The sequence below is a fragment of the Klebsiella sp. TF21-TM genome (assembly GCF_019753495.1).
Classification (GTDB): domain Bacteria; phylum Pseudomonadota; class Gammaproteobacteria; order Enterobacterales; family Enterobacteriaceae; genus Klebsiella; species Klebsiella quasipneumoniae.
Map to the genome: position 1 here is coordinate 124,025 of NZ_JAIJYL010000008.1, position 20,863 is coordinate 144,887.

Sequence of the window (20,863 nt, forward strand, 5' to 3'; positions counted from 1 at the left end):
GACGCGCCGCTCGCGGATTTTCTCCCGGGTCGCGCAGCTTCACCTATACTCGATCAGTTTGCGACCCACGACGGCGGGAAATATTATGATCGATCTCTACTATGCGCCCACCCCAAACGGCCACAAAATCACCCTCTTTCTCGAAGAGGCGCAGCTGGCTTATCGGCTAATCCGGGTCGATATCGGTAAAGGGGAGCAGTTTCATCCGCAGTTTCTGGCGATTTCGCCGAATAACAAAATTCCGGCTATCGTCGACCACATGCCTGCTGACGGCGGCGCGCCGTTGAGCGTCTTTGAGTCCGGCGCCATTCTGCTCTATCTGGCGGAAAAAAGCGGCAAGCTGCTGAGCGGGGAGCTGCGGGCGCGCTATACCACCCTGCAGTGGCTGTTCTGGCAGGTCGGCGGCCTGGGACCGATGCTGGGGCAAAATCAGCATTTTTCCCACTCAGCGCCGCAAACCGTGCCCTACGCGATTGAGCGTTTTCAGGTGGAAACCCAGCGACTCTACGGGGTACTGAATCACCGCCTGGGATCCAGCCCGTGGCTGGGCGGGGACCACTACAGCATCGCCGACATCGCCGCCTGGCCCTGGGTGAACTGCCATGTCCGCCAGCGGATCGATCTGGCGAACTATCCGGCGGTGCATAACTGGTATGAGCGCATTAAGCAGCGGCCGGCGACAGTGGAAGCGATGCTAAAAATTCAGTCTTATTAACCCCCTGCTCGCCCGTCGCGCTTTGTTGTATGATTGCAGGACTTACACCACGGAGGAAGCCTGCAATGTCTCAACCAGACGCCATTATTCGTATTAAGAACCTGCGCCTGCGTACTTTTATTGGTATTAAAGAGGAAGAGATCGCCAACCGCCAGGACGTGGTGGTGAATGTGGCCATTCACTACCCTGCCGATAAAGCGCGCGACAGCGAGGACATTAATGATGCGTTGAACTACCGCACCATTACCAAACGCATCATCAGCCATCTTGAGAATGGTCGTTTTTCATTGCTGGAAAAATTAACTCAGGATGTGCTGAATATCGCATGCGAACATCACTGGGTCACATATGCTGAAGTGGAGATCGATAAACTTCACGCGCTGCGCTATGCCGACTCGGTATCCATGACCATGAGCTGGCGGCGCTAACCATGTCAGGGAGGTGGTATGAAGATCCTGCTTACTGGTGGTACCGGCCTGATTGGCCGACATCTGATACCCAGATTGCTGGAGCTCGGGCATAGCGTCACGGTCTCCACCCGGCATCCGGATACCGCCCGCGCCCGTCTCGATCCGCGCGTCACGCTGTGGCGCGATTTCGAGGGCCATCACCACCTCAATGACATCGATGCCGTCATCAATCTGGCGGGCGAGCCCATCGCCGATAAACGCTGGACCGCCGAACAGAAACAGCGCTTATGCCATAGTCGCTGGGATCTCACTCAGCGGTTGGTGGGCCTGATCCACGCCAGCGACACCCCTCCCTCCGTGCTGATCAGCGGGTCAGCCACCGGCTATTACGGCGACCTCGGCGAAGTGGTAGTGACCGAAGAAGAGCCGCCGCACAATGAGTTTACCCATAAGCTCTGCGCCCGCTGGGAGCAAATTGCCTGCGAAGCGCAAAGCGAGCGCACTCGCGTCTGTCTGCTGCGCACCGGCGTGGTACTGGCGCCGCGGGGCGGTATTCTCGGCAAAATGACCCCAGCCTTTAAGCTCGGCCTCGGCGGGCCTATCGGCAGCGGCAGACAGTACCTGGCCTGGATCCATATCGACGATATGGTTAACGGCATTCTGTGGCTGCTGGATAACGATCTGCGCGGCCCGTTCAATATGGTTTCGCCCTATCCCGTGCATAACGAGCAGTTCGCCCACGCGCTGGGTCATGCGCTCAATCGACCGGCGATTTTCCGCGTCCCCGCCGCCGCCATCCGCCTGCTGATGGGCGAATCCGCCGTCCTGGTGCTCGGCGGTCAGCGCGCGCTGCCTAAGCGGCTGGAAGCCGCCGGCTTCGCCTTCCGCTGGTACGATCTCGACGAAGCGCTAAAGGATGTGCTGAGTTAATGGCTGACACGGGGGAGCATTGGCTCCCCTGATTCCATTCTGCTGGCTAATGCCCCACGCCAGGATGGTCTCAGCCTGGCGCTGCAGCGTCGCCCTATCCCGGACAACCCGCGCCCTGAAGCGCCTGAGTTCATCGCCAGCGGGCCGGGCCGGTGTTAACAGGCGGAGTAAAGTGCTAAGGTAGGCCTTTCCTTCTTTGTATTGACTGCTTTATGACGACCATCACCACGCCTCGCCTTTCGCTTACCCGCTTTGTTACCGATGACTGGCCCTTTTTTCTGCGCCTGCGCCAGGATCCGCAGGTGATGCGTTTTATGGGCGAAATGTTAAGCGAGGAGGCGTTGCGCAGCGTGTTTGCCAGTCGCTGCGCCGATCCCGGCGTGTATGTTCTGCGTAATCAGCGCGGCGATGCGCTGGGCGATATTGGGCTTCGCGTCAGCCCTAAAAATCCGCACGAGGCCGACGTCGGCTATGCGCTGCTGCCCGAGGCTCAGGGAAAAGGGTATGCCAGCGAAGCGCTGCGGGCGATCTGCGATTATGGTTTCAGTACGCTGGGGGTGCGGGCTATCAATGCCTGGGTTTTGGCAGAGAATCGTGGCTCATCGCGCCTGCTGGAGAAGCAGGGCTTTGTACGCACGCAGGTGCTGGAGAAAGCCTATCATCTGAACGGCGTCGATTACGATGACTGGATCTACCGGCTGGAGCGTGGATCCCACCCGGCGCCCGCGGACGCCGGGTGAGCCGTTTATTTCAGCGACCCTTTCAGAAACTGCTGCAGGCGCGGGCTTTTCGGCGCGCCGAACAGCGCGTCCGGATGCCCTTCTTCTTCAATTTTTCCCTGATGCAGGAAAATGACATGCGAAGAGACGTGGCGGGCAAAGCCCATTTCGTGGGTCACCACCACCATGGTTTTCCCCTCTTCCGCCAGCTGCTGCATAATGCGTAACACTTCGCCCACCAGCTCCGGATCCAGCGCGGAGGTCGGCTCATCAAACAGCAGCACCTCCGGCTCCATCGCCAGCGCGCGGGCAATAGAGACACGCTGCTGCTGGCCGCCGGAAAGATGCACCGGGTATTTCGCCTGCTGACGTTCGTCTATCCCGACCTTGGCCAGGTATTTTACCGCCCGTTCGCGCGCTTCCTGTTTGCTTAAGCCCAGCACCTGAATCGGCGCCTCCATGACGTTCTCCAGCACCGTCATATGGCTCCACAGATTGAAATGCTGAAACACCATGGTCAACCGGGTGCGCAGCAGGCGCAGCTGGTTCTTGTCGGCTACCTTCAGCTGGCCGTCTTTATCCCGTACCAGGCCAATATTCTGGCCGCTGACGACGATCGTGCCTTCGCTCGGTTTTTCAAGGAAGTTAATACAACGCAAAAAGGTACTTTTCCCGGAACCCGATGAACCGATGATACTGATAACGTCCCCGGCTTTCGCCTGCAGCGAGACGCCCTTCAGCACCTCGTGTTCCCCATAGCGTTTATGCAGATCGATAACGTTTAATTTATTGTCGGACATGGCGTTCTCAATGCGTTGAAGAAGGTTTGATATGCTGCAACCAGCGCTTTTCCGCTTTGCGGAACAAGCTAATCAGCACATACGAGATAATTAAATAGAGCACCGCGGCGATGCCGAAGGCGGTGAACGGTTGATAGGTGGCCGAGTTGATATCGCGGGCGATTTTCAGCAGATCCGGCACCGTGGCGGTAAACGCCAGCGCCGTTGAGTGCAGCATCAGGATCACTTCGTTACTGTAGGCCGGCAGCGCAATCCGCAGCGCGGAAGGCAGGATGATGCAGCGGTACAGTTTGACCGAAGAGAAGCCGTAGGCCCGCGCCGCTTCAATTTCGCCCGCCGGTACCGAGCGGATCGCGCCGGCGAAAATTTCGGTGGTATAGGCGCAGGTGTTCAGGGTCAGCGCCAGCACCGTACAGTTTAACCCGCTGCGGAAAAAGGCGTTCAGCAGTTCAGTGCCTTTGACGATTTCCAGGGTGTACATGCCGGAGTAAAAGACCAATAGCTGCACGTACAGCGGCGTGCCGCGAAATATGTAAGTAAACAGCCAGATGGGAAACTGGATGAACTTATTGCTCGAAACGCGGCCGATTGCCAGAAAGACCGCCAGGATGCCCCCCATGACCACCGAAGAGATCAGCAACCATAAGGTAATCGCCACGCCGGTAAAGCGATAGCCGTCGGTCCACAGCAGTGATTTCCAGTACTCCTGAATAATTTCAATCACAGGTCAGCCCTCTTCACGCCAACGGTATAGCGGCGTTCGAGCAGCAGCAGTACGCCATTAGACAGGGTGGTAAACACCAGATAAATCAGACCGCAGACGATGGCGAAGTAGAACGGCTGCCAGGTGCTTTTGCCCGCCAGCTGCGTGGCTTTGACCACATCCTCCAGCCCCAGCAGCGAGACCAGCGCCGTCGCCTTGAGGATAACCTGCCAGTTGTTGCCGATCCCCGGCAGCGCGTAGCGCATCATCGCCGGGAACAGGATGCGCCGGAACGTCTGCCCGCCGCTGAAGCCAAAGGCGGTGGCCGCTTCGATATGCCCCTTCGGCACCGCCAGGTAGGCGCCGCGGAAGGTTTCCGTAAAATAGGCGCCATAGATAAAGCCAAGGGTAATTATCCCGGCGATCATCGGGTCAATATCAAACTGCGACATGCCCAACGCGTCGGTGACGCTGTTGAGCGCAATTTGCAGGCCGTAGAAAATCAACAGCATCAGCACCAGGTCGGGGACGCCGCGGATCAGTGTGGTATAGCCTTCAAACACCAGCGCCAGAGGACGGTTGCTCGATAGCTTTGCGCCCGCGCCCGCCAGCCCGATCAGGACGGCGAGAACGACCGAGCTGAGCGCAAGCTCCAGGGTGACGAGCGCACCCTGCAAAATAACCTGTGAAAACCCATACAGCATGCTGCCTACCCTGTCTGTCATCCACCACTGCGCGTGAATCGGACGCGCAGTGGTGAGGCGTGAGAATTATTCGCCGTATACGTTAAAATCGAAATATTTTTTCGCCAGCTTGTCGTAGGTGCCGTCCTTACGCATCTCTGCAAACGCCTTATTCAGCGCTTCACGCAGTTCGTTGTCTTCCTTACGCAGCCCCATACCGGTGCCGACGCCGAACAGCTTTTCGTCTTTAATCGACGGACCGCCAAACTGGTAATCTTTACCGATAGGCTGTTTCAGGAACCCTTCGCTGGCCGCGACCTCATCCTGGAAAGCGGCATCAATACGGCCGGCGGTCAGGTCGGAATAGATATTGTCCTGTCCCTGATAAGAGACAATCTCGATACCTTTCGGCGCCCAGTGCTCATTACCATAAGTTTCCTGCGTCGTGCCCTGCAGCACGCCCACGCGCTTCCCCTTCAGGGTGGCGAGGTCCGGCGTCACGGGGCTGCCCTTTTTCACCACCAGACGAGAATCAGCCGCATACAGTTTGTCGGTGAAAGCGATTTCCTGTTGACGCTTTTCGGTAATCGACAGCGAAGACATAATCGCGTCGATTTTCTTCGCTTTTAAAGAGGGGATCAGCGCATCCAGCGGGTTTTCCACAAAGGTACATTGGGTATTAATACGCTTACACAGCTCTTTTGCCAGATCGATATCAAAACCCACCAATTCCCCCTGCGCATTCTTCGATTCGAAGGGAGCATAAGTCGGATCGGTACCGATACGAATTTTTTGCGGAATAGCGGCAAAGACCGTGGAAACGCTGGAAAGGGCCAGCGCTAAAGAGAGAGACAACGCCAGTTTTTTCATAACTATCCTCGACAGACTGTCATTCTAACGGGTTTATTAGAACTATTAACACCAGTTATCGTGCCATTATTCGCCCCTTGAGGGCAAAGATTTATGCACCAGAAAGGCCATTTTTTTGCATCACAAACGCTTAACTATGCATTTTTTAGCCACAAAAGCGGCCGCCTTTGCACTAATATGATCCACAGCGTCTGGCGATGCACCTTTTCAGGGCTTTTACACGAGCATGGCGGCAGGCCCACCCGATAGCGCGGGCCTGCGGCAGTCTTAGTCGCCGTAGACGTTAAAATCGAAGTATTTCTTCGCCATTTTGTCGTAGGTGCCGTCTTTGCGCATCTCGCCCAGCGCTTTATCAAACGCGGCTTTCAGCTCGACGTCGTCCTTACGCAGGCCGATACCGGTGCCGTCGCCAAAGTACTTTTTGTCTTTAACCGACGGGCCGGCGAAGGCGAAATCTTTCCCGGCGGGCTGTTTGAGGAAGCCTTCGCTGGCGGCGACTTCATCCTGCAGCGCCGCATCCAGACGACCCGCGGAGAGGTCGGAATAGATCAGGTCCTGGTTTTGATAGGCCACCACGTCAACGCCCTGGCTGCGCCAGCGATCGTTAGCATAGGCTTCCTGCGTGGAGCCCTGCAGCACGCCGACGTGTTTACCTTTCAGCGCCTCCAGCGTCGGCTGGATCGGCGAGCCTTTGGCCGCGATCAGACGGGAGTCGGCGGCATAAAGCTTGTCAGAGAAGGCGATCTCTTGCTGGCGCTTCTCGGTGATGGAGAGCGAGGAGATGATGGCGTCAATTTTCTTCGCCTTGAGGGAGGGGATCAGGGAGTCAAAATCACTGCCGACCCAGGTACATTTCACCTTAATACGGGAGCACAGTTCATTGCCTAAATCGATATCAAAGCCAACAAAGTCCCCTTTCGCGTCTTTCGACGAAAACGGCGCATAGGTCGCGTCAGTGCCAATGCGAATGCTCTGCGGCAGAGCAGCGAACACGCTGGCCGTGCTGCTCATTCCCACGAGTAAAGAGAGAGCCAGAATCGTCTTCTTCATACAGTACCCTTAAGTGTCGTGATGTGGTGCGTTGCTTGTTATGGTGATTGCCGAGCAATCCTGCAGTTTTTGTGCCATCTTCCCGGTGCGTGCCGGGAACAGGGTTAAATTTGTTAAAATAAAGTTGCAGGATTGTCTTAAAAGGGAAGATACCAGCATTACTGGCGAAACCGCAGCGCCTGAGCGCAAAAAGACGAAATAAATGTCGAGGATTTGATCGGGGCGACAAATTTGCACCACCGCAGCGCAAGCGTACATTTCACGCACCTATTTGGTGCAATCCTGTGCCCCTTGCCAGCGAGTAAACAAGTCTTGTTCCAGGCTAATGTCGAACTGATCGAGCACCCGGTTGACGGTCTGGTTGATAACATCATCCAGGCTTTGCGGCCGATGGTAGAAGGCCGGCACCGGCGGCATAATCACCGCCCCCAGCTCCGCGGCCTGCACCAGCAGGCGCAGATGGCCAAGATGGAACGGGGTCTCCCGCACGCAGAGCACAAGCGGACGACGCTCCTTCAGCACCACATCCGCCGCCCGCGTCAGCAGACCATCCGTGTAGCTATGGACAATACCCGAGAGCGTTTTCATTGAGCAGGGTAAAATCACCATCCCGGCGGTTTTAAACGAGCCGGAGGAGATGCTGGCGGCGATGTCGCGGGCATCATGCACCACATCAGCCAGCGCCTGCACTTCACGCACGGTAAAGTCGGTCTCCATCGCCAGCGTCTGGCGCGCCGCCTGGCTGAGGATCAAATGGGTTTCAATATCCGGCACATCCCGTAGCACCTGCAGCATCCGCACGCCATAGATGGCGCCGCTGGCGCCGGAAATGCCAATAATCAGTCGTTTCACGTTCAGTTACCCCTTGCGCGTCGTGCCGCAGACTTTGCCGGATTATAGCCGTTGGCGCAACCATTGACGCACGGTTGCCGGGCGAAAAAAAGGCCCGCCGTCCATCAGGAACGGCGGGCCCGCGACGCGCGAACGGCTTAACCCTCGTTGTGCATCTCGAGGTTTTCGACTTCGTTCTGCAGCTGAACCGCTTTGGCATCATCGTTACGCAGGGAATCGAGGTAGTCGAGGTACTGCTGGTCGACATCCCGGGTGACGTATACCCCGTTGAACACTGAGCATTCAAACTGCTGAATATCCGGATTTTCCGCGCGCACCGCTTCGATCAGATCGTTGAGATCCTGGAAAATCAGGCCATCGGCGCCGATGATCTGGCGGATCTCATCCACTTCGCGGCCATGGGCGATGAGTTCGTTGGCGGTCGGCATATCGATACCGTACACGTTCGGGAAACGAATTTCCGGCGCGGCTGAGGCCAGATACACTTTTTTCGCCCCTGCTTCGCGCGCCATCTCGATGATCTGCTCCGAGGTGGTGCCGCGGACGATGGAATCGTCCACCAGCAGCACGTTCTTATCGCGGAACTCCGCACGGTTGGCGTTGAGCTTGCGGCGCACAGACTTACGACGCAGCTGCTGACCCGGCATGATAAATGTGCGGCCGACGTAGCGGTTCTTCACGAAGCCCTGACGATAAGGCTTGTCAAGGATGCGGGCGATCTCCAGCGCGATATCGCAGGAGGTCTCCGGGATCGGGATAACGACGTCAATATCCAGATCTTCCCACTCGCGGGCAATCTTTTCGCCAAGCTTAGTCCCCATATTGACGCGGGCGCTGTAGACGGAAATTTTGTCGATAAACGAGTCCGGACGGGCAAAATAGACATACTCGAACAGGCACGGGTTGCTGACCGGGTTATCGGCGCACTGACGGGTAAACAGCTGGCCCTTCTCGGTAATATAAACCGCTTCGCCCGGCGCCACATCGCGCAGGAATTCAAAGCCAAGGGTGTCAAGCGCCACGCTTTCCGAGGCCACCATATACTCGGTGCGGCCATCGCCTACGTCACGTTTGCCCAGCACCAGCGGACGAATGCCGTTCGGGTCGCGGAAGGCCACCATGCCATGACCGATGATCATCGCCACGCAAGCGTACGCGCCGCGGATCAGGCGGTTGGTCGCCGCAATCGCGGCAAAGATGTTGTCCGCTTCCAGTGGGTAGTGACGGAAGTTATCCAGCTCACTGGCGAAAATATTGAGGAGGATTTCGGAATCTGAGGTGGTATTGATATGGCGGCGTTTTTCTTCAAACAGCTTTTTACGCAGCTCATGGGCGTTGGTCAGGTTGCCGTTATGCGCCAACGTGATGCCATACGGCGAGTTGACGTAAAACGGCTGCGCTTCGGAGGCGCTGGAGCTGCCCGCCGTGGGGTAACGCACGTGGCCAATCCCCATATTGCCCTGCATACGCTGCATATGGCGGGCTTCGAATACGTCGCTTACCAGCCCGTTAGCCTTACGCAACCGGAAGCAGTTGTTGGCATCAATGGTGATGATGCCAGCGGCATCCTGTCCACGGTGCTGGAGCACCGTTAGCGCATCATAAATCGACTGGTTAACCGGCATAACACCGGCGATACCGACAATACCGCACATACGTCTTTTCCTCGTTCAGCAACGACCCAAAGTCTATACTTTAGGCAAGAAACTTGACGAGCTTTGCAGGTATTCAAAAAACCATCTGATGACGGGGGTAAAATAGGGAATAAACTGCGACTGCTGCCAGTCATCGCTCTTCGCCATCCCGGTAAAGGTGTCAAGGAAGAACAGGATAGCGGCGATGATCAGCACCCCACGTAGCGCGCCGAAGCAGATCCCCAATACCCTGTCGGTACCTGACAAACCGGTCTTCTCCACCAGCTGGCCTATCACATAGTTCACGATAGCGCCAACGATGAGCGTCACGATAAACAGCGCCGCAATAGCAATCCCATTTCGAACCCGTTCATCCTCAAAGCCCGTAAACCAGACAGACAGGTCAGCGTAGTAGTGGCTGGCGACATAAAACGCGCAACCCCACGTGACTAACGATAAAGCTTCGCGAACGAAGCCGCGGATCAGGCTGACCAGGCAAGAAAGACCCAGCACCGCCATAATGGCGTAATCAATCCAGACCATATACGTCCCACGATTTTACGCCCTGTCGTCCAGTTCGGGGCGCATTCTAACAGAAAAAGAAAACGTTTGCGTAGGGATTTCCTTGCCCTACAGAAATAAAAATGGCGCTGAAAAAACATTCAACGCCAGACTGCCTTTCGCCTCTTCAGGGCGGCTGAGACAGGGTTTACGGGGCGTTTAGCCCCGCCGCGTTCTCTCCGCATGGCGGAAAAAAACCATCAGTTCGGGGTGAAGCCCATCACCACCCCGCTGAGCCCGGAGATCTGTTGCAGATCGCCCAGCTGGCCCTTCAGCTTGTCTTTTGACGCATCCGGGCCGACGAGGATACGGGTAATTTTACCCTGTACCGGCGTCGAAGGCGACGTATAGACTTTGAAGCCCGATGCCCGTAGCTTACCGACGATCTCGTTCACCTTATCGGCGTTCTTCAACGCGCCCAGCTGGACCACATAGGCCTTGCCGGTCGGCGCCGGCAGGGCCGCCTGCTGCTGCGGTGGTTGCTGCTGCTGAGGCTTAGCCGGCGGAGGGGTAGGCGTCGCAGCCTGCTGTTGCGGCTTCGGCTGCGGCTTCGGCTGGGGTTTAGGCTGCGGTTTCGCGGCAACCACTGGCTCCTGAACGTCATCGAAGCTGTTGCTGTTCACCGGGATACGCGACGGATCTAACGATGGCGCAGCGGCATCGCCAGCCCGCACCTCCTCCGCCGCCCCTTCCGGCGGCTGCGAAGGCAGCGCCTGAGTCGCCGCCGGCAGCATATCCGGTTCATCGCGATCGCCGGGTTTCGGCACCAGCGGGATCGCGGCAAACTCATCCTGATAATGCTTTTTCTGCCCGTCCAGCAGCCCTGGCAGGATAATCACCCCCAGCGCCACCAGCACGATTGTCCCGACTAAACGGTTCTGAAACTTACTCGCCACCGATTCTCCCCGCGTCAATCTCTTCCATTACCTGCGCTACCGTGTGAAATGAACCACACACCAGCACTGTATCTTCCGCTTTAGCGTCAGCCATGGCCGCGCGCCATGCCTGCGCCACGCTGCTATAGACTGTGCCGCCACGCAAATGTTCCACCAGCTGCTCCGCCGTCGCCCCGCGCGGACCCTCCAGCGGCGCGCAGTACCAGACGTCAACTTCCGGCGTCAGATTGGCCAGCGTACCGGCGATGTCCTTATCATGCAGCATACCAATAACCGCCAGCACGCGTCCCGTTTTCGCTAACGTTTTGAGACGCCCGGCGAGATAAGCCGCCGCGTGCGGGTTATGCGCCACATCGAGGATCACCCGCGGGGCGTCGCAGATTATCTGAAAGCGTCCCGGCAGCATCGCGTCGCGGATCCCCGCGCGCAGGATAGCGTCATCCACGGCAAGGCCGCTGGCGCGCAGCGCCGCCACGGCCGTGGCGGCATTCGGCAACGGCACCTGAGGCAGCGGCAGGCGGCTTAACGCCCCGCCCGCGTCGCGGAAGGACCATGTCTCGCCTTCCACCTCATAGCGCCAGTCGACGCCGCGGCGCTGGAGCAGCGCGCCTTTCTCGCGCGCCACTTCAGCAATGGTGTGCGGCATATCCGGCTCCCCTACCACCGCCGGTTTACCGGCACGGAAGATACCGGCTTTCTCCCGGCCGATACTGTCGCGATCCGGTCCCAGCCAGTCGGTATGATCGAGGGCGATGCTGGTGACCACGGCGACGTCGGCATCCACGATATTGGTAGCGTCGAGACGGCCGCCGAGGCCCACCTCCAGGATCACCACATCCAGCTGCGCCTGCTTAAACAACCATAGCGCAGAGAGCGTGCCGTACTCAAAATAGGTCAGCGAGATGTCGCCCCGCGCCGCTTCAATCTCCGCAAACGAGGCCGTATGCGCCGCCTCCGGCAGTTCCGCGCCCTGAATGCGCACGCGTTCGGTGTAGCGCACCAGATGCGGAGAGCTGTAAACACCCACTTTATAGCCGGCCGCCATCAGGACCGTTTCCAGCGTGCGGCAGGTGGTGCCTTTGCCATTGGTGCCCGCGACCGTAAAGACGAACGGCGCCGGTTTGACGATATCCATCTGCCGCGCGACCTCGCTGACGCGCGCCAGCCCCAGGTCGATGGTTTTACTGTGCAGATGTTCCAGATAAGAAAGCCACGTAGCCAGGGGCGACGTGGCCTGAGGAAGAGGATCTTTTTCCATGATGCCCGCAAGAATTGACGGTTAACGCGTTTGAATAAAAAAGGGCAGCGCCGCCAGGCCCTGCCCTCTGCTTTATCAGGCCTCGGGTTCCTGATCCGGTGCCGGCGGCACCACCACGCCTTCATGAGGCGTTTCCGAAGCGGCAACCGGCGCCGGCAGGTTCATCAGCTTCGCCAGAATGCTGGCCAGCTTGAGACGCATTTCCGGACGGCGAACGATCATATCGATCGCCCCTTTTTCAATCAGGAACTCACTGCGCTGGAATCCCGGCGGCAGCTTCTCACGTACGGTCTGCTCAATGACGCGAGGACCGGCAAAGCCGATCAGCGCTTTCGGCTCGGCAATGTTCAGGTCGCCCAGCATCGCAAAGCTCGCCGATACGCCGCCCATGGTCGGGTCGGTCAGCACAGAGATGTACGGTAATCCGCGCTCCTGCATTTTTGCCAGCGCCGCGGAGGTTTTCGCCATCTGCATCAGCGACATCAGCGCTTCCTGCATACGGGCGCCACCGGAGGCGGAGAAGCAGATCAGCGGGCAGTTATCTTCCAGCGCCTGCTCCACCGCGCGCACAAAGCGTGCGCCAACGACGGAACCCATCGATCCCCCCATAAAGGAGAATTCAAAGGCCGCGGCCACCACCGGCATCGCGTAGAGCGTACCTTTCATCACCACCAGCGCGTCTTTTTCGCCCGTCTCTTTTTGAGCGGACGCCAGGCGGTCTTTGTATTTTTTTGAATCGCGGAACTTCAGCACATCTTTTGGCTCAAGTTCGCTACCCAGTTCCACCAGGGAACCTTCATCCAACAGGCTATGCAGGCGATTACGCGCCGACATGCGCATATGGTGATCGCACTTAGGACAAACCTCCAGGTTGCGCTCCAGCTCGGCGCGGTAGAGTACCTGACCGCAGCTGTCGCACTTGGTCCATACACCCTCAGGAATGCTCGCCTTGCGGGTGGGAGTGATGTTGCTTTTAATTCGTTCAATCCAGCTCATTGATAACCTTTCTGCCTGAACCTGGTCGATGCCAGTTTTGTCGTAAGGGGCGCATAATGCCATTTTTGCCTCTTACAGACCATGAATGTTGCACATTAAATCATATCATCCCGGAACATGGGATAAAAAAGTGGTCAAACCGCTGCGCGTGACGCTCGTGCACCGTCACGCGCAACGCAGGCTAAACTACTTCGCCTGCTTCGCCGCCGCCCGCTTATGGCGAATAATCTCAATCACGCCCGGCAGGACGGAAAGCACGATGATCGCCACGATCAGCAGCTTCAGGTTCTCCTGCACCACCGGCAGATCGCCAAACAGATAGCCGGCGTAGGTGAACAGCAGCACCCACAGCAGCGCCCCGACGACGTTATAGGCCGCAAAATGACGATAGGACATATGCCCCATTCCCGCCACAAACGGCGCGAAGGTTCGGACTATCGGCACAAAGCGCGCCAGGATAATGGTTTTTCCGCCGTGACGTTCGTAGAAGCTATGGGTTTTATCCAGATAGCTGCGACGGAAAATCTTCGAGTTCGGGTTGCTGAACAGCTTTTCGCCGAACAGCCGGCCAATGGTGTAGTTGACCGCATCGCCGACGATAGCCGCGATGACCATCAGCAATACCATCAGGTGGACATTCAGATCGTTGGTGGGCAGGGCCGAGAGCGCGCCCGCGACGAACAGCAGGGAATCCCCCGGCAGGAACGGCGTTACCACCAGCCCGGTTTCGCAGAACAGAATCAAAAACAGAATGGCATAAACCCAGACGCCATACTGGGCGACCAGCTCGGCCAGGTGCACATCAATATGCAGGATGAAATCAATTAAAAAGTGAATCAAGTCCATGTTTGTCTTTACCCTTAATGACCCTATTAGTCCGCCAGAAACAGCGGGCCCATTGGCAGCACCGGTAAATCATAATGGGCCGGGTAATCCACCGACACCAGATACAACCCTTCCGCTTTTGCCGTTGCCGCAGCGAGCGTCCTGTCTTTTGCTGCCAGCAGTTCTGCCATCCAGCTCTCCGGCTGGTTTCCGGCCCCGATTTCCATCAGGCTGCCCACAATATTCCTGACCATATGATGTACAAAGGCATTCGCTTTGATATCCACCACCACATAAGCGCCGTAGCGGGTAACGTTAATATGCATCACGTTGCGCCACGGGGTACGCGACTGGCACTGCACCGCGCGAAACGAGGTAAAGTCATTCTCCCCCAGCAGACACTGTGCGGCACGCTGCATGCGCGCGGCGTCGAGCGGCTGGTGAAAATGCGTGACGCCCTGACTTAATACCGCCGGACGCAGGCGATGATTATAGATGACGTAACGATAGCGGCGCGCCGTGGCGCTGAACCGGGCGTGAAAATCCGCCGGGACATGTTTGACCCAACGCACCGCGATGTCACCAGGTAAATTCGCATTTACCCCCAGCGTCCAGGCGGCATCTTTACGCTGCGCCCGGGTTTCGAAATGCACCACCTGGCCGGTGCCATGGACACCGGCGTCGGTGCGGCCAGCGCAAAAGACGGTAATGGGTTCGTTCGCCACCTGCGAGAGCGCCTTTTCCAGCTTCTCCTGCACGCTGCGTACTTCGTTTTGCCGCTGCCAGCCGTAATATTTGCTACCGTCGTACTCGATGCCCAGCGCGATTTTACAGACCGGCTGTTGCTCCATCTCAGACATCAGTACAGGTACTCCTCAATCAGCTTCTCGGCGATCTTCACCGCCATCAGCGCGCCGCCGAAGCGGACGTTATCCGCCACCGACCAGAACTGGACTTGCTCCGGCATGCCGTAATCATTATGCACGCAGCCGATGGAGAGACGGGCGTTGCCGGAGGCGTCGCCAACCTGAGTGGGGAATTCGCCCTCTTCAGAAAGTTCGATCTCCTCGCCGCGGGTAAAGGCGTCACGCGCCTCTTCCGCCGCCAGCGGACGCATCGCTTCAAAGTTCACCATCTGCGCATGGCCGTAGAAGACCGGCGACTGGACGACGCTGGCGGAGATCATCAGCCCGTCATCCTGAAGAATTTTGCGCGCTTCATCGACGATACGGCGCTCTTCGCGCACGCTACCTTCACGATCCGGCAGCAGCGGCAGCATGTTGAAGGCCAGCTGGCGGCCAAAGAAATCGTCTTCATCGATGGGGATGCCGTTCAGCAGCTTGGCGCTCTGCCCTGCCAGCGCATCCACCGCTTTTTTCCCCTGCCCAGAGGCGGAGAGCAGGTTAGTGACGCTAATGCGCGACAGTCCACCCTGATCGATAAGCGGCTTCAGCGCCGTCAGCAGCTGGCTGGTCAAACTATTGGGCACCGCAATCAGATTGCGGTTGCGGTAATCGCCTAACACGAACGGGTTCACGTCCGGCACCACCAGCGGTACGTCCGGCTCCAGCGCAAACAGGCCGCTGAGATCGATAACCAGACATCCGGCGTTTGTCGCATCTTCGACATACGCTGCGCTGGCTTCGACGCCTGCGGCAAAGAAAGCCAGCTGGGCCTGGGTCCAGTCAAACTCGGCGGCGTCCTTGACGATCACCGACTTGCCACCAAAACGCAGATGTTCGCCCGCGCTTTCGTTGCGCGCCAGAGCAAAAATCTCCCCCACCGGGAACTGGCGTTCAGCGAGAGTTTCGAGCAGGGCTTCGCCTACGGCGCCCGTTGCGCCCAGTACGGCAATATTCCAGCCTTCAGACATGGTGGTTTACTCCAGAAATAAAGCGGCCCTGCCGGAGTATCCGGCAGGGGCATTAAGAAGACATTAACGAACAGGATGATGCACGGCGTTAAAACCGAGCTGGCGCAACAGCGTCGCCGCCTGCTCATCGCTGCACTGCACGTACAGCGAAGACCATTCGCGACGTTCCTGATAATTTTTACGCAGCTTGTCGAATTCACCGGCGACGCCCGCCACCTTCCGCAGCGGCGCATCATCGCGGCGCACATCATACACCAAATGAACCAGTCTTTTCAGCGTCGGCTGATCGAGCGGGCCATGCAGGGTGATGCGGCCAAACTCCGGGGCCGGCAGCAGGGTGTCCAGCGCCACCTGCTGCGGATGACCGATAAAGGCGCTATAGGCTTCGAATACCTGCGTCGTCCCGCGCGCCTTCCCTTCAAGGGTGTAGCCGGCGATATGCGCCGTGCCGATATCCACCCGCTTGAGAAGCGCTATGTTGAGATCCGGCTCCGGCTCCCAAACGTCCAGCACCACGCTCAGGGACTGACCGGCTTCCAGGCGTTTCAGCAACGCGGCGTTATCCACCACCGGCCCGCGGCAGGCATTGATCAAAATCGTTCCGGGCTTCAGGCGGCTAATCAGCGCCTCATCCGCCAGATGCAACGTTTTATATTGTCCTTCTTTATACAGCGGGGTATGGAAGGTGAGGACATCGGCCTGCTGGACCAGATCGTCAAGGGAGCGGAAGTCGCCTTCGTCGCCGCGGTCAGCGCGCGGCGGATCGCAGAGCAGAGTTTTGATGCCCAGCGCCTCCAGACGCTTTTGCAGCCGCCCGCCGACGTTACCGACGCCGACAATCCCGACGGTGCGATCGCGCAGCGAGAAGCCGTCACGTTCGGCCAGCATCAGCAGCGATGAAAAGACATACTCCACCACCGCAATGGCGTTGCAGCCTGGCGCCGCGGAGAAACCAATCCCCGCCTGCTGCAGCCACGCCTGATCGACATGATCGGTGCCTGCGGTCGCGGTGCCGACGAACCTGATGGCCTTGCCGGCAAGCAATGCTTCATTGACCCGGGTGACCGAGCGCACCATTAAGGCATCCGCATCGGTCAGGGCATCGGCCGGGACCGGGCGGCCCGGGATCGCCTGCACGTCGCCTAAACGGCTAAAAAGCTCACGGGCATAGGGCATATTTTCATCAACGAGGATTTTCACAGTTCAGTACCTGTCTGAGAACGAGAGTTAACCGGGGAAGTGTGCCATAATCTGGCCGCCAGGCATACTCATCACCTGGTTCCAGCACCGCGATATCGAAAGGATGAATCATGACGCACCCCCTTGCAGATATGCCAGACCGTCCTCCAGGGCGAGGCCCATCAGGCACTGCCGCCACCGGCGAACCTTCGCTTTCCATGCAGCAACGCACCGTCCTGGAGCGACTGATCACGCGCCTGGTGGCGCTGACCTCGCAGCAGAATGCGGAAGTGTGGGCCTGCGTCAAACATGACCTCGGACTGAAAGGCGACACGCCCCTGCTGGCCCGCCATTTCAGCGCCGCCGAGGCCAGTCTCAACCAGCGCCTGGCCGCCGCGCAGGATAATCATCATCATCGCCAGACCCTGGCGCAGCTCAGCGATCTGCTCGGCCAGGGCAATAACCGCCAGGCGGTGAGCGATTATATTCGTCAGCATTATGGGCAAACGGCGCTGCATGCCCTCAGCCAGTCGCAACTGGAGAACATTCTGCATCTGCTGCAGCGCGGTCAGCTGTCGATCCCGCAGCCGCAGCAGCGCCCGCCGACCCTTCGTCCACTGCTGCCGGCCGAGCACAACACGCTCAATCAGCTGGTGACTAAGCTGGCGGCCGCCACCGGCGAACCAAGCAAACTGATTTGGCAGTCCATGCTGGAACTTTGCGGCGTCAAGTCCGGGGAGCTGATCCCGGCGACGCACTTCACGCCGCTTTCGTACTGGCTGCAGGCGCGGCAGACGCTCAGCGCGCAAAGCGCGCCCACGCTTACCTCGCTGCAGGGGGCGCTCAAGCAGCCGCTGGAGGCCGCGGAGTGGCAGAAGATTGTCGACTTTGCCCGTCGCAACTGGCAGGTCACGCCGCAGACCACGCTGAGCCCGGCGCAGATCCTGGCGCTGCTGAATAAGGTGTTTGTGCTGCGGGTGGCCCGCGCCCAGGAGACGCTGGCGATCCCGCAGGAGGAGCCCGCGCCCCGGCGGGCATGGGCCGCTAAGCCTTGGCAGCTGGCGCTGGGCGCGGTTGTCCTGCTCCTGGTGCTGTGGCTCCTGCTGTAGCCCAGCAGGCACTGGCGGCGTTCACGGCACCCTTTGATGCCAAACGCCGCAGTGTTTACTACGGCGGTTTCTGGTCTGACAACAACCTAGCGGCGAAATGAGATGAGGGTGACGAGGATCCCCAGCGCCGCGCAGAGGGCGCCGGCAAGGAATACCGACGAGTAGCCCAGCGAAGTGGCCAGCAGACCGGTCAGCGGCCCGGTCAGGCCATAAGAGATATCCTGAAAGGCCGCATAGCCGCCGAGCGCAGTGCCGCGCACCTGCGCCGGGACGCGCTTCACCACCTCCACGCCAAGCGACGGGAAAATAAGCGAACAGCCGCATCCGGTCAGCGCCGCGCCGGCCAGCGCCACCCAGACGCCGGGCGCCAGTCCCAGCAGCGTCAGACCGACCGCCTCTATCAGCAGCGAGACCATCGCCACTTTAACGCCGCCAAACCGATCCGGCATCCAGCCAAACAGCACCCGCATCAGCACAAAGGCGCCGCCAAACGCCGTCAGGGTAAATCCGGCCATCGGCCAGTTCTGGCTGGCAAAATAGAGAGAAACGAAGGTGCCGATCACCGCAAAGCCGACGCCCTGCAGGCCCAGGCCAATACCCGGCCGCCAGATCATGCCGATGACGCTCCACAGTGAAGGCCGCTCGCCGCCGTGCGCCGTCACTTTGCGCACCGTGCCGTTGATGAGCAAGGCGACAAGCGGTAGTCCCATGGTGACGCAGGCCAGGACCGCCACGCCAAAGTGGCTGTAAATTAACAATCCCAGCGGGGCGCCCACCGCCAGCGAGCCGTACATCGCCATGCCGTTCCATGACATCACTTTGCCGGAGCGGGCCGGCCCCACCAGCCCCATCCCCCAGCTCAGGTTGCCGGTCAGCAGCTGGCTTTCGCCAAACCCGAGGATCAGGCGGCCCAGCAGCAACAGGCCCAGCTTCGCGAACACCGGCAGCGGCAGCAGCGCAGCGGCCAGCCAGGCCGCGCCGGCCAGGGCGCAGGCCAGCATCCCTTGCAGGACGGAGCGTTTGGCGCCGTACTGGTCTGCCAGGCGCCCGGCGTAGCCGCGGGTAAGAACGGTGGCGAGGAACTGGATCCCCACCGCTACGCCGACCATGGTGTTACCCAATCCCAGCTCCTGATGGACAAACAGCGGGATCACCGGCAGCGGCAAACCGACGGTCATATAGGTCAAAAAGACGGCGAGCGTAATGCGAAAAAGCGACAAATTCGCGGATGAATGAGATGTTGTTTCAGTGACTGCGGACATGCATTACTCCAGATTCGCAGAGTAAGGCGAGCAAAGCGACACGCCCCCTCCACCTGACTATCAGGGTTAAGGCGCGTTGGTTGACGTTAAACGCTTACGCATTAGTGGAGAGACTAATGGATCCGCCAGCAGTGTGCCTGCGGGCTCTTACCCTGTCAAGATGACAAAAAAGGGGAGCCGGTGGCTCCCCTCAGTGCATCGCGTGCCGATTAGGCGTTGTATTTACGCATCACCAGCGTGGCGTTGGTGCCGCCAAAGCCGAAGCTGTTGGACATCACGGTGGTCAGCTTAGCGTCAGTCGGTTTGGTGACGATGTTCAGGCCGGCAGCCTGCTCGTCCAGCTCTTCGACGTTGATGCTCGGCGCGATAAAGCCGTGCTCCAGCATCAGCAGGGAGTAGATAGCTTCCTGCACGCCAGCAGCGCCCAGCGAGTGACCGGTCATTGCTTTGGTCGCCGAGATAGCCGGGCTGTTGTCGCCGAACACTTCGCGGATCGCGCCCAGCTCTTTCACGTCGCCGACCGGCGTGGAAGTACCGTGGGAGTTCAGGTAGTCGATCGGGGTATCAACGCCGTGCATCGCCATCTGCATGCAGCGCACTGCGCCTTCACCGGATGGGGCTACCATGTCTGCGCCATCGGAGGTTGCGCCGTAGCCGACGATTTCCGCATAGATGTGCGCGCCACGCGCCAGGGCGTGTTCCAGCTCTTCCACCACGACCATACCGCCGCCGCCGGCGATAACGAAGCCGTCACGGTTGGCGTCATAGGTGCGGGAGGCTTTTTCCGGCGTGTCGTTGTATTTGGTGGACAGCGCGCCCATGGCGTCGAACTCGCAGGCCATTTCCCAGCACAGCTCTTCGCCGCCGCCGGCAAAGACGATATCCTGTTTGCCCAGCTGGATCTGCTCTACCGCGTTACCGATGCAGTGTGCGGAAGTGGCGCAGGCGGAGCTGATGGAGTAGTTAACGCCGTGGATTTTAAACGGCGTGGCGAGGCAGGCGGAAACGCCGGAAGCCATCGCTTTGGTGACCACATACGGACCCACGGCTTTCAGACCACGCGGGCTGCGCATGGCATCGGCGCCGAAGACCTGGAATTTCGGGGAGCCGCCGCCGGAGCCTGCGATCAGGCCGACACGCGGGTTATTCTGGTATGCTTCCGGCGCCAGACCTGCGTCGGCAACGGCCTGTTCCATGGACAGGTAAGCATAGATGGAGGCGTCGCTCATGAAGCGCACTACTTTGCGGTCAATGAGGCCAGTGGTATCCAGTTTGACGTTGCCCCATACGTGGCTGCGCATCCCTGAATCTTTCAGCTCCTGAGAGAAAGTGATCCCTGAACGTCCTTCACGCAGAGATGCCAGGACTTCCTGCTGGTTATTACCGATGCTGGAAACGATGCCCAAGCCAGTAATCACTGCACGTTTCATTAAATACCTCTGTAAGTCGCACTATTTTAAGTTTCGTGTCGCACGATAGCGTACACTTGTACGCCGAACAAGTCCGATCAGACATTTTGTGTATAAATTTGCGCCCTC

General features: G+C 58.9%; 24 protein-coding genes. 6 read left to right on the forward strand and 18 right to left on the reverse strand.

Annotated elements, in window-relative coordinates:
* Positions 1–85: 85 nt before the first annotated feature.
* The 3 genes from yfcG (at position 86) to K5R89_RS10065 (ending at position 2,055) form a co-directional block, all read left to right on the forward strand.
* On the forward strand, positions 86–715 hold the full coding sequence (yfcG, locus tag K5R89_RS10055; RefSeq protein ID WP_023290519.1) for a GSH-dependent disulfide bond oxidoreductase: 630 nt from the start codon (positions 86–88) through the stop codon (positions 713–715).
* Between the two features lie 65 nt (positions 716–780).
* The gene (folX, locus tag K5R89_RS10060; protein WP_002913200.1) at positions 781–1,143 is read left to right on the forward strand and encodes a dihydroneopterin triphosphate 2'-epimerase; all 363 of its coding nucleotides are present in this window, start codon (positions 781–783) and stop codon (positions 1,141–1,143) included.
* A gap of 18 nt (positions 1,144–1,161) precedes the next feature.
* Positions 1,162–2,055: a TIGR01777 family oxidoreductase gene (locus K5R89_RS10065; RefSeq protein WP_017899519.1), complete on the forward strand. Its 894-nt coding sequence runs from the start codon at positions 1,162–1,164 to the stop codon at positions 2,053–2,055.
* Here K5R89_RS10065 and K5R89_RS10070 read toward each other — a convergent pair.
* The gene (locus tag K5R89_RS10070) at positions 2,035–2,142 is read right to left on the reverse strand and encodes a hypothetical protein (protein ID WP_032429195.1); all 108 of its coding nucleotides are present in this window, start codon (positions 2,140–2,142) and stop codon (positions 2,035–2,037) included. The genes K5R89_RS10065 and K5R89_RS10070 overlap by 21 nt on opposite strands.
* A gap of 125 nt (positions 2,143–2,267) precedes the next feature.
* On the opposite strand from K5R89_RS10070, the gene K5R89_RS10075 reads away from it, so the two are divergent.
* On the forward strand, positions 2,268–2,795 hold the full coding sequence (locus K5R89_RS10075; protein ID WP_023290520.1) for a GNAT family N-acetyltransferase: 528 nt from the start codon (positions 2,268–2,270) through the stop codon (positions 2,793–2,795).
* Between the two features lie 5 nt (positions 2,796–2,800).
* On the opposite strand, the gene hisP is transcribed toward K5R89_RS10075, so the two are convergent.
* The 5 genes from hisP to argT form a co-directional block, all read right to left on the reverse strand.
* A complete protein-coding gene (hisP, locus tag K5R89_RS10080) occupies positions 2,801–3,574 on the reverse strand; it encodes a histidine ABC transporter ATP-binding protein HisP (protein WP_002913206.1) in 774 nt (257 codons plus the stop codon).
* 7 nt (positions 3,575–3,581) lie between these two features.
* Entirely contained in the window at positions 3,582–4,298 is a 717-nt protein-coding gene (gene hisM / locus K5R89_RS10085; RefSeq protein ID WP_002913207.1) for a histidine ABC transporter permease HisM, read from the reverse strand.
* Positions 4,295–4,981 (reverse strand): histidine ABC transporter permease HisQ, encoded by a 687-nt coding sequence (locus K5R89_RS10090; RefSeq protein WP_023290521.1) that lies wholly within the window; start codon positions 4,979–4,981, stop codon positions 4,295–4,297. Before K5R89_RS10090 ends, hisM begins: the two co-directional genes overlap by 4 nt.
* Positions 4,982–5,047: 66 nt before the next feature.
* The gene (gene hisJ / locus K5R89_RS10095; protein ID WP_002913209.1) at positions 5,048–5,830 is read right to left on the reverse strand and encodes a histidine ABC transporter substrate-binding protein HisJ; all 783 of its coding nucleotides are present in this window, start codon (positions 5,828–5,830) and stop codon (positions 5,048–5,050) included.
* A gap of 267 nt (positions 5,831–6,097) precedes the next feature.
* Positions 6,098–6,880: a lysine/arginine/ornithine ABC transporter substrate-binding protein ArgT gene (gene argT / locus K5R89_RS10100; protein WP_048336249.1), complete on the reverse strand. Its 783-nt coding sequence runs from the start codon at positions 6,878–6,880 to the stop codon at positions 6,098–6,100.
* Between the two features lie 40 nt (positions 6,881–6,920).
* Here argT and K5R89_RS10105 point away from each other — a divergent pair, with 40 nt between their 5' ends.
* Positions 6,921–7,082 carry a hypothetical protein gene (locus K5R89_RS10105; protein WP_032424512.1) on the forward strand — a complete coding sequence of 54 codons (162 nt, stop codon included), beginning with the start codon at positions 6,921–6,923 and terminating at the stop codon, positions 7,080–7,082.
* 65 nt (positions 7,083–7,147) lie between these two features.
* Here the strand turns inward: K5R89_RS10105 and K5R89_RS10110 are convergent, their stop codons facing one another.
* The 10 genes from K5R89_RS10110 to pdxB form a co-directional block, all read right to left on the reverse strand.
* Positions 7,148–7,732, reverse strand: coding sequence for a UbiX family flavin prenyltransferase (locus tag K5R89_RS10110; protein WP_023290522.1), 585 nt, complete (start codon positions 7,730–7,732; stop codon positions 7,148–7,150).
* A 137-nt stretch (positions 7,733–7,869) separates the two neighbouring features.
* Positions 7,870–9,387: an amidophosphoribosyltransferase gene (purF, locus tag K5R89_RS10115; protein WP_004180758.1), complete on the reverse strand. Its 1,518-nt coding sequence runs from the start codon at positions 9,385–9,387 to the stop codon at positions 7,870–7,872.
* Between the two features lie 33 nt (positions 9,388–9,420).
* The gene (cvpA, locus tag K5R89_RS10120; RefSeq protein ID WP_023290523.1) at positions 9,421–9,909 is read right to left on the reverse strand and encodes a colicin V production protein; all 489 of its coding nucleotides are present in this window, start codon (positions 9,907–9,909) and stop codon (positions 9,421–9,423) included.
* Positions 9,910–10,127: 218 nt separating this feature from the next.
* Positions 10,128–10,823 carry a cell division protein DedD gene (gene dedD / locus K5R89_RS10125; protein ID WP_023290524.1) on the reverse strand — a complete coding sequence of 232 codons (696 nt, stop codon included), beginning with the start codon at positions 10,821–10,823 and terminating at the stop codon, positions 10,128–10,130.
* Entirely contained in the window at positions 10,813–12,081 is a 1,269-nt protein-coding gene (gene folC / locus K5R89_RS10130; RefSeq protein ID WP_217259342.1) for a bifunctional tetrahydrofolate synthase/dihydrofolate synthase, read from the reverse strand. Before folC ends, dedD begins: the two co-directional genes overlap by 11 nt.
* Positions 12,082–12,156: 75 nt before the next feature.
* Positions 12,157–13,077, reverse strand: coding sequence for an acetyl-CoA carboxylase, carboxyltransferase subunit beta (gene accD / locus K5R89_RS10135; RefSeq protein ID WP_004201773.1), 921 nt, complete (start codon positions 13,075–13,077; stop codon positions 12,157–12,159).
* Between the two features lie 186 nt (positions 13,078–13,263).
* On the reverse strand, positions 13,264–13,923 hold the full coding sequence (locus K5R89_RS10140; protein WP_002913221.1) for a DedA family protein: 660 nt from the start codon (positions 13,921–13,923) through the stop codon (positions 13,264–13,266).
* A gap of 26 nt (positions 13,924–13,949) precedes the next feature.
* Positions 13,950–14,762: a tRNA pseudouridine(38-40) synthase TruA gene (gene truA, locus K5R89_RS10145; RefSeq protein ID WP_032453605.1), complete on the reverse strand. Its 813-nt coding sequence runs from the start codon at positions 14,760–14,762 to the stop codon at positions 13,950–13,952.
* Positions 14,762–15,775 carry an aspartate-semialdehyde dehydrogenase gene (locus tag K5R89_RS10150; RefSeq protein WP_023290529.1) on the reverse strand — a complete coding sequence of 338 codons (1,014 nt, stop codon included), beginning with the start codon at positions 15,773–15,775 and terminating at the stop codon, positions 14,762–14,764. The genes truA and K5R89_RS10150 overlap by 1 nt, the downstream gene beginning before the upstream one ends.
* Positions 15,776–15,838: 63 nt before the next feature.
* Positions 15,839–16,975, reverse strand: a complete 1,137-nt coding sequence (gene pdxB, locus K5R89_RS10155) for a 4-phosphoerythronate dehydrogenase PdxB (RefSeq protein ID WP_048297940.1) — start codon at positions 16,973–16,975, stop codon at positions 15,839–15,841.
* 110 nt (positions 16,976–17,085) lie between these two features.
* Here pdxB and flk point away from each other — a divergent pair, with 110 nt between their 5' ends.
* Positions 17,086–18,063, forward strand: coding sequence for a flagella biosynthesis regulator Flk (gene flk / locus K5R89_RS10160; RefSeq protein WP_109547083.1), 978 nt, complete (start codon positions 17,086–17,088; stop codon positions 18,061–18,063).
* 86 nt (positions 18,064–18,149) lie between these two features.
* Here the strand turns inward: flk and K5R89_RS10165 are convergent, their stop codons facing one another.
* Positions 18,150–19,325 (reverse strand): MFS transporter, encoded by a 1,176-nt coding sequence (locus K5R89_RS10165; protein WP_064157280.1) that lies wholly within the window; start codon positions 19,323–19,325, stop codon positions 18,150–18,152.
* Positions 19,326–19,534: 209 nt separating this feature from the next.
* Complete coding sequence (gene fabB, locus K5R89_RS10170; protein ID WP_002913291.1) at positions 19,535–20,755, reverse strand: beta-ketoacyl-ACP synthase I; 1,221 nt, start codon at positions 20,753–20,755, stop codon at positions 19,535–19,537.
* Between the last annotated feature and the right edge of the window lie 108 nt (positions 20,756–20,863).

What these genes read in the sequence shown, in the direction of transcription:
- yfcG (WP_023290519.1), top strand. Translation starts at nt 86, where the DNA reads ATGATCGATCTCTACTATGCGCCCACCCCAAACGGCCACAAAATCACC.
- folX (WP_002913200.1), top strand. Translation starts at nt 781, where the DNA reads ATGTCTCAACCAGACGCCATTATTCGTATTAAGAACCTGCGCCTGCGT.
- K5R89_RS10065 (WP_017899519.1), top strand. Translation starts at nt 1,162, where the DNA reads ATGAAGATCCTGCTTACTGGTGGTACCGGCCTGATTGGCCGACATCTG.
- K5R89_RS10075 (WP_023290520.1), top strand. Translation starts at nt 2,268, where the DNA reads ATGACGACCATCACCACGCCTCGCCTTTCGCTTACCCGCTTTGTTACC.
- hisP (WP_002913206.1), bottom strand. Translation starts at nt 3,574, where the DNA reads ATGTCCGACAATAAATTAAACGTTATCGATCTGCATAAACGCTATGGG.
- K5R89_RS10090 (WP_023290521.1), bottom strand. Translation starts at nt 4,981, where the DNA reads ATGCTGTATGGGTTTTCACAGGTTATTTTGCAGGGTGCGCTCGTCACC.
- hisJ (WP_002913209.1), bottom strand. Translation starts at nt 5,830, where the DNA reads ATGAAAAAACTGGCGTTGTCTCTCTCTTTAGCGCTGGCCCTTTCCAGC.
- argT (WP_048336249.1), bottom strand. Translation starts at nt 6,880, where the DNA reads ATGAAGAAGACGATTCTGGCTCTCTCTTTACTCGTGGGAATGAGCAGC.
- K5R89_RS10105 (WP_032424512.1), top strand. Translation starts at nt 6,921, where the DNA reads ATGGTGATTGCCGAGCAATCCTGCAGTTTTTGTGCCATCTTCCCGGTG.
- purF (WP_004180758.1), bottom strand. Translation starts at nt 9,387, where the DNA reads ATGTGCGGTATTGTCGGTATCGCCGGTGTTATGCCGGTTAACCAGTCG.
- cvpA (WP_023290523.1), bottom strand. Translation starts at nt 9,909, where the DNA reads ATGGTCTGGATTGATTACGCCATTATGGCGGTGCTGGGTCTTTCTTGC.
- folC (WP_217259342.1), bottom strand. Translation starts at nt 12,081, where the DNA reads ATGGAAAAAGATCCTCTTCCTCAGGCCACGTCGCCCCTGGCTACGTGG.
- accD (WP_004201773.1), bottom strand. Translation starts at nt 13,077, where the DNA reads ATGAGCTGGATTGAACGAATTAAAAGCAACATCACTCCCACCCGCAAG.
- K5R89_RS10140 (WP_002913221.1), bottom strand. Translation starts at nt 13,923, where the DNA reads ATGGACTTGATTCACTTTTTAATTGATTTCATCCTGCATATTGATGTG.
- truA (WP_032453605.1), bottom strand. Translation starts at nt 14,762, where the DNA reads ATGTCTGAGATGGAGCAACAGCCGGTCTGTAAAATCGCGCTGGGCATC.
- K5R89_RS10150 (WP_023290529.1), bottom strand. Translation starts at nt 15,775, where the DNA reads ATGTCTGAAGGCTGGAATATTGCCGTACTGGGCGCAACGGGCGCCGTA.
- flk (WP_109547083.1), top strand. Translation starts at nt 17,086, where the DNA reads ATGACGCACCCCCTTGCAGATATGCCAGACCGTCCTCCAGGGCGAGGC.
- K5R89_RS10165 (WP_064157280.1), bottom strand. Translation starts at nt 19,325, where the DNA reads ATGTCCGCAGTCACTGAAACAACATCTCATTCATCCGCGAATTTGTCG.
- fabB (WP_002913291.1), bottom strand. Translation starts at nt 20,755, where the DNA reads ATGAAACGTGCAGTGATTACTGGCTTGGGCATCGTTTCCAGCATCGGT.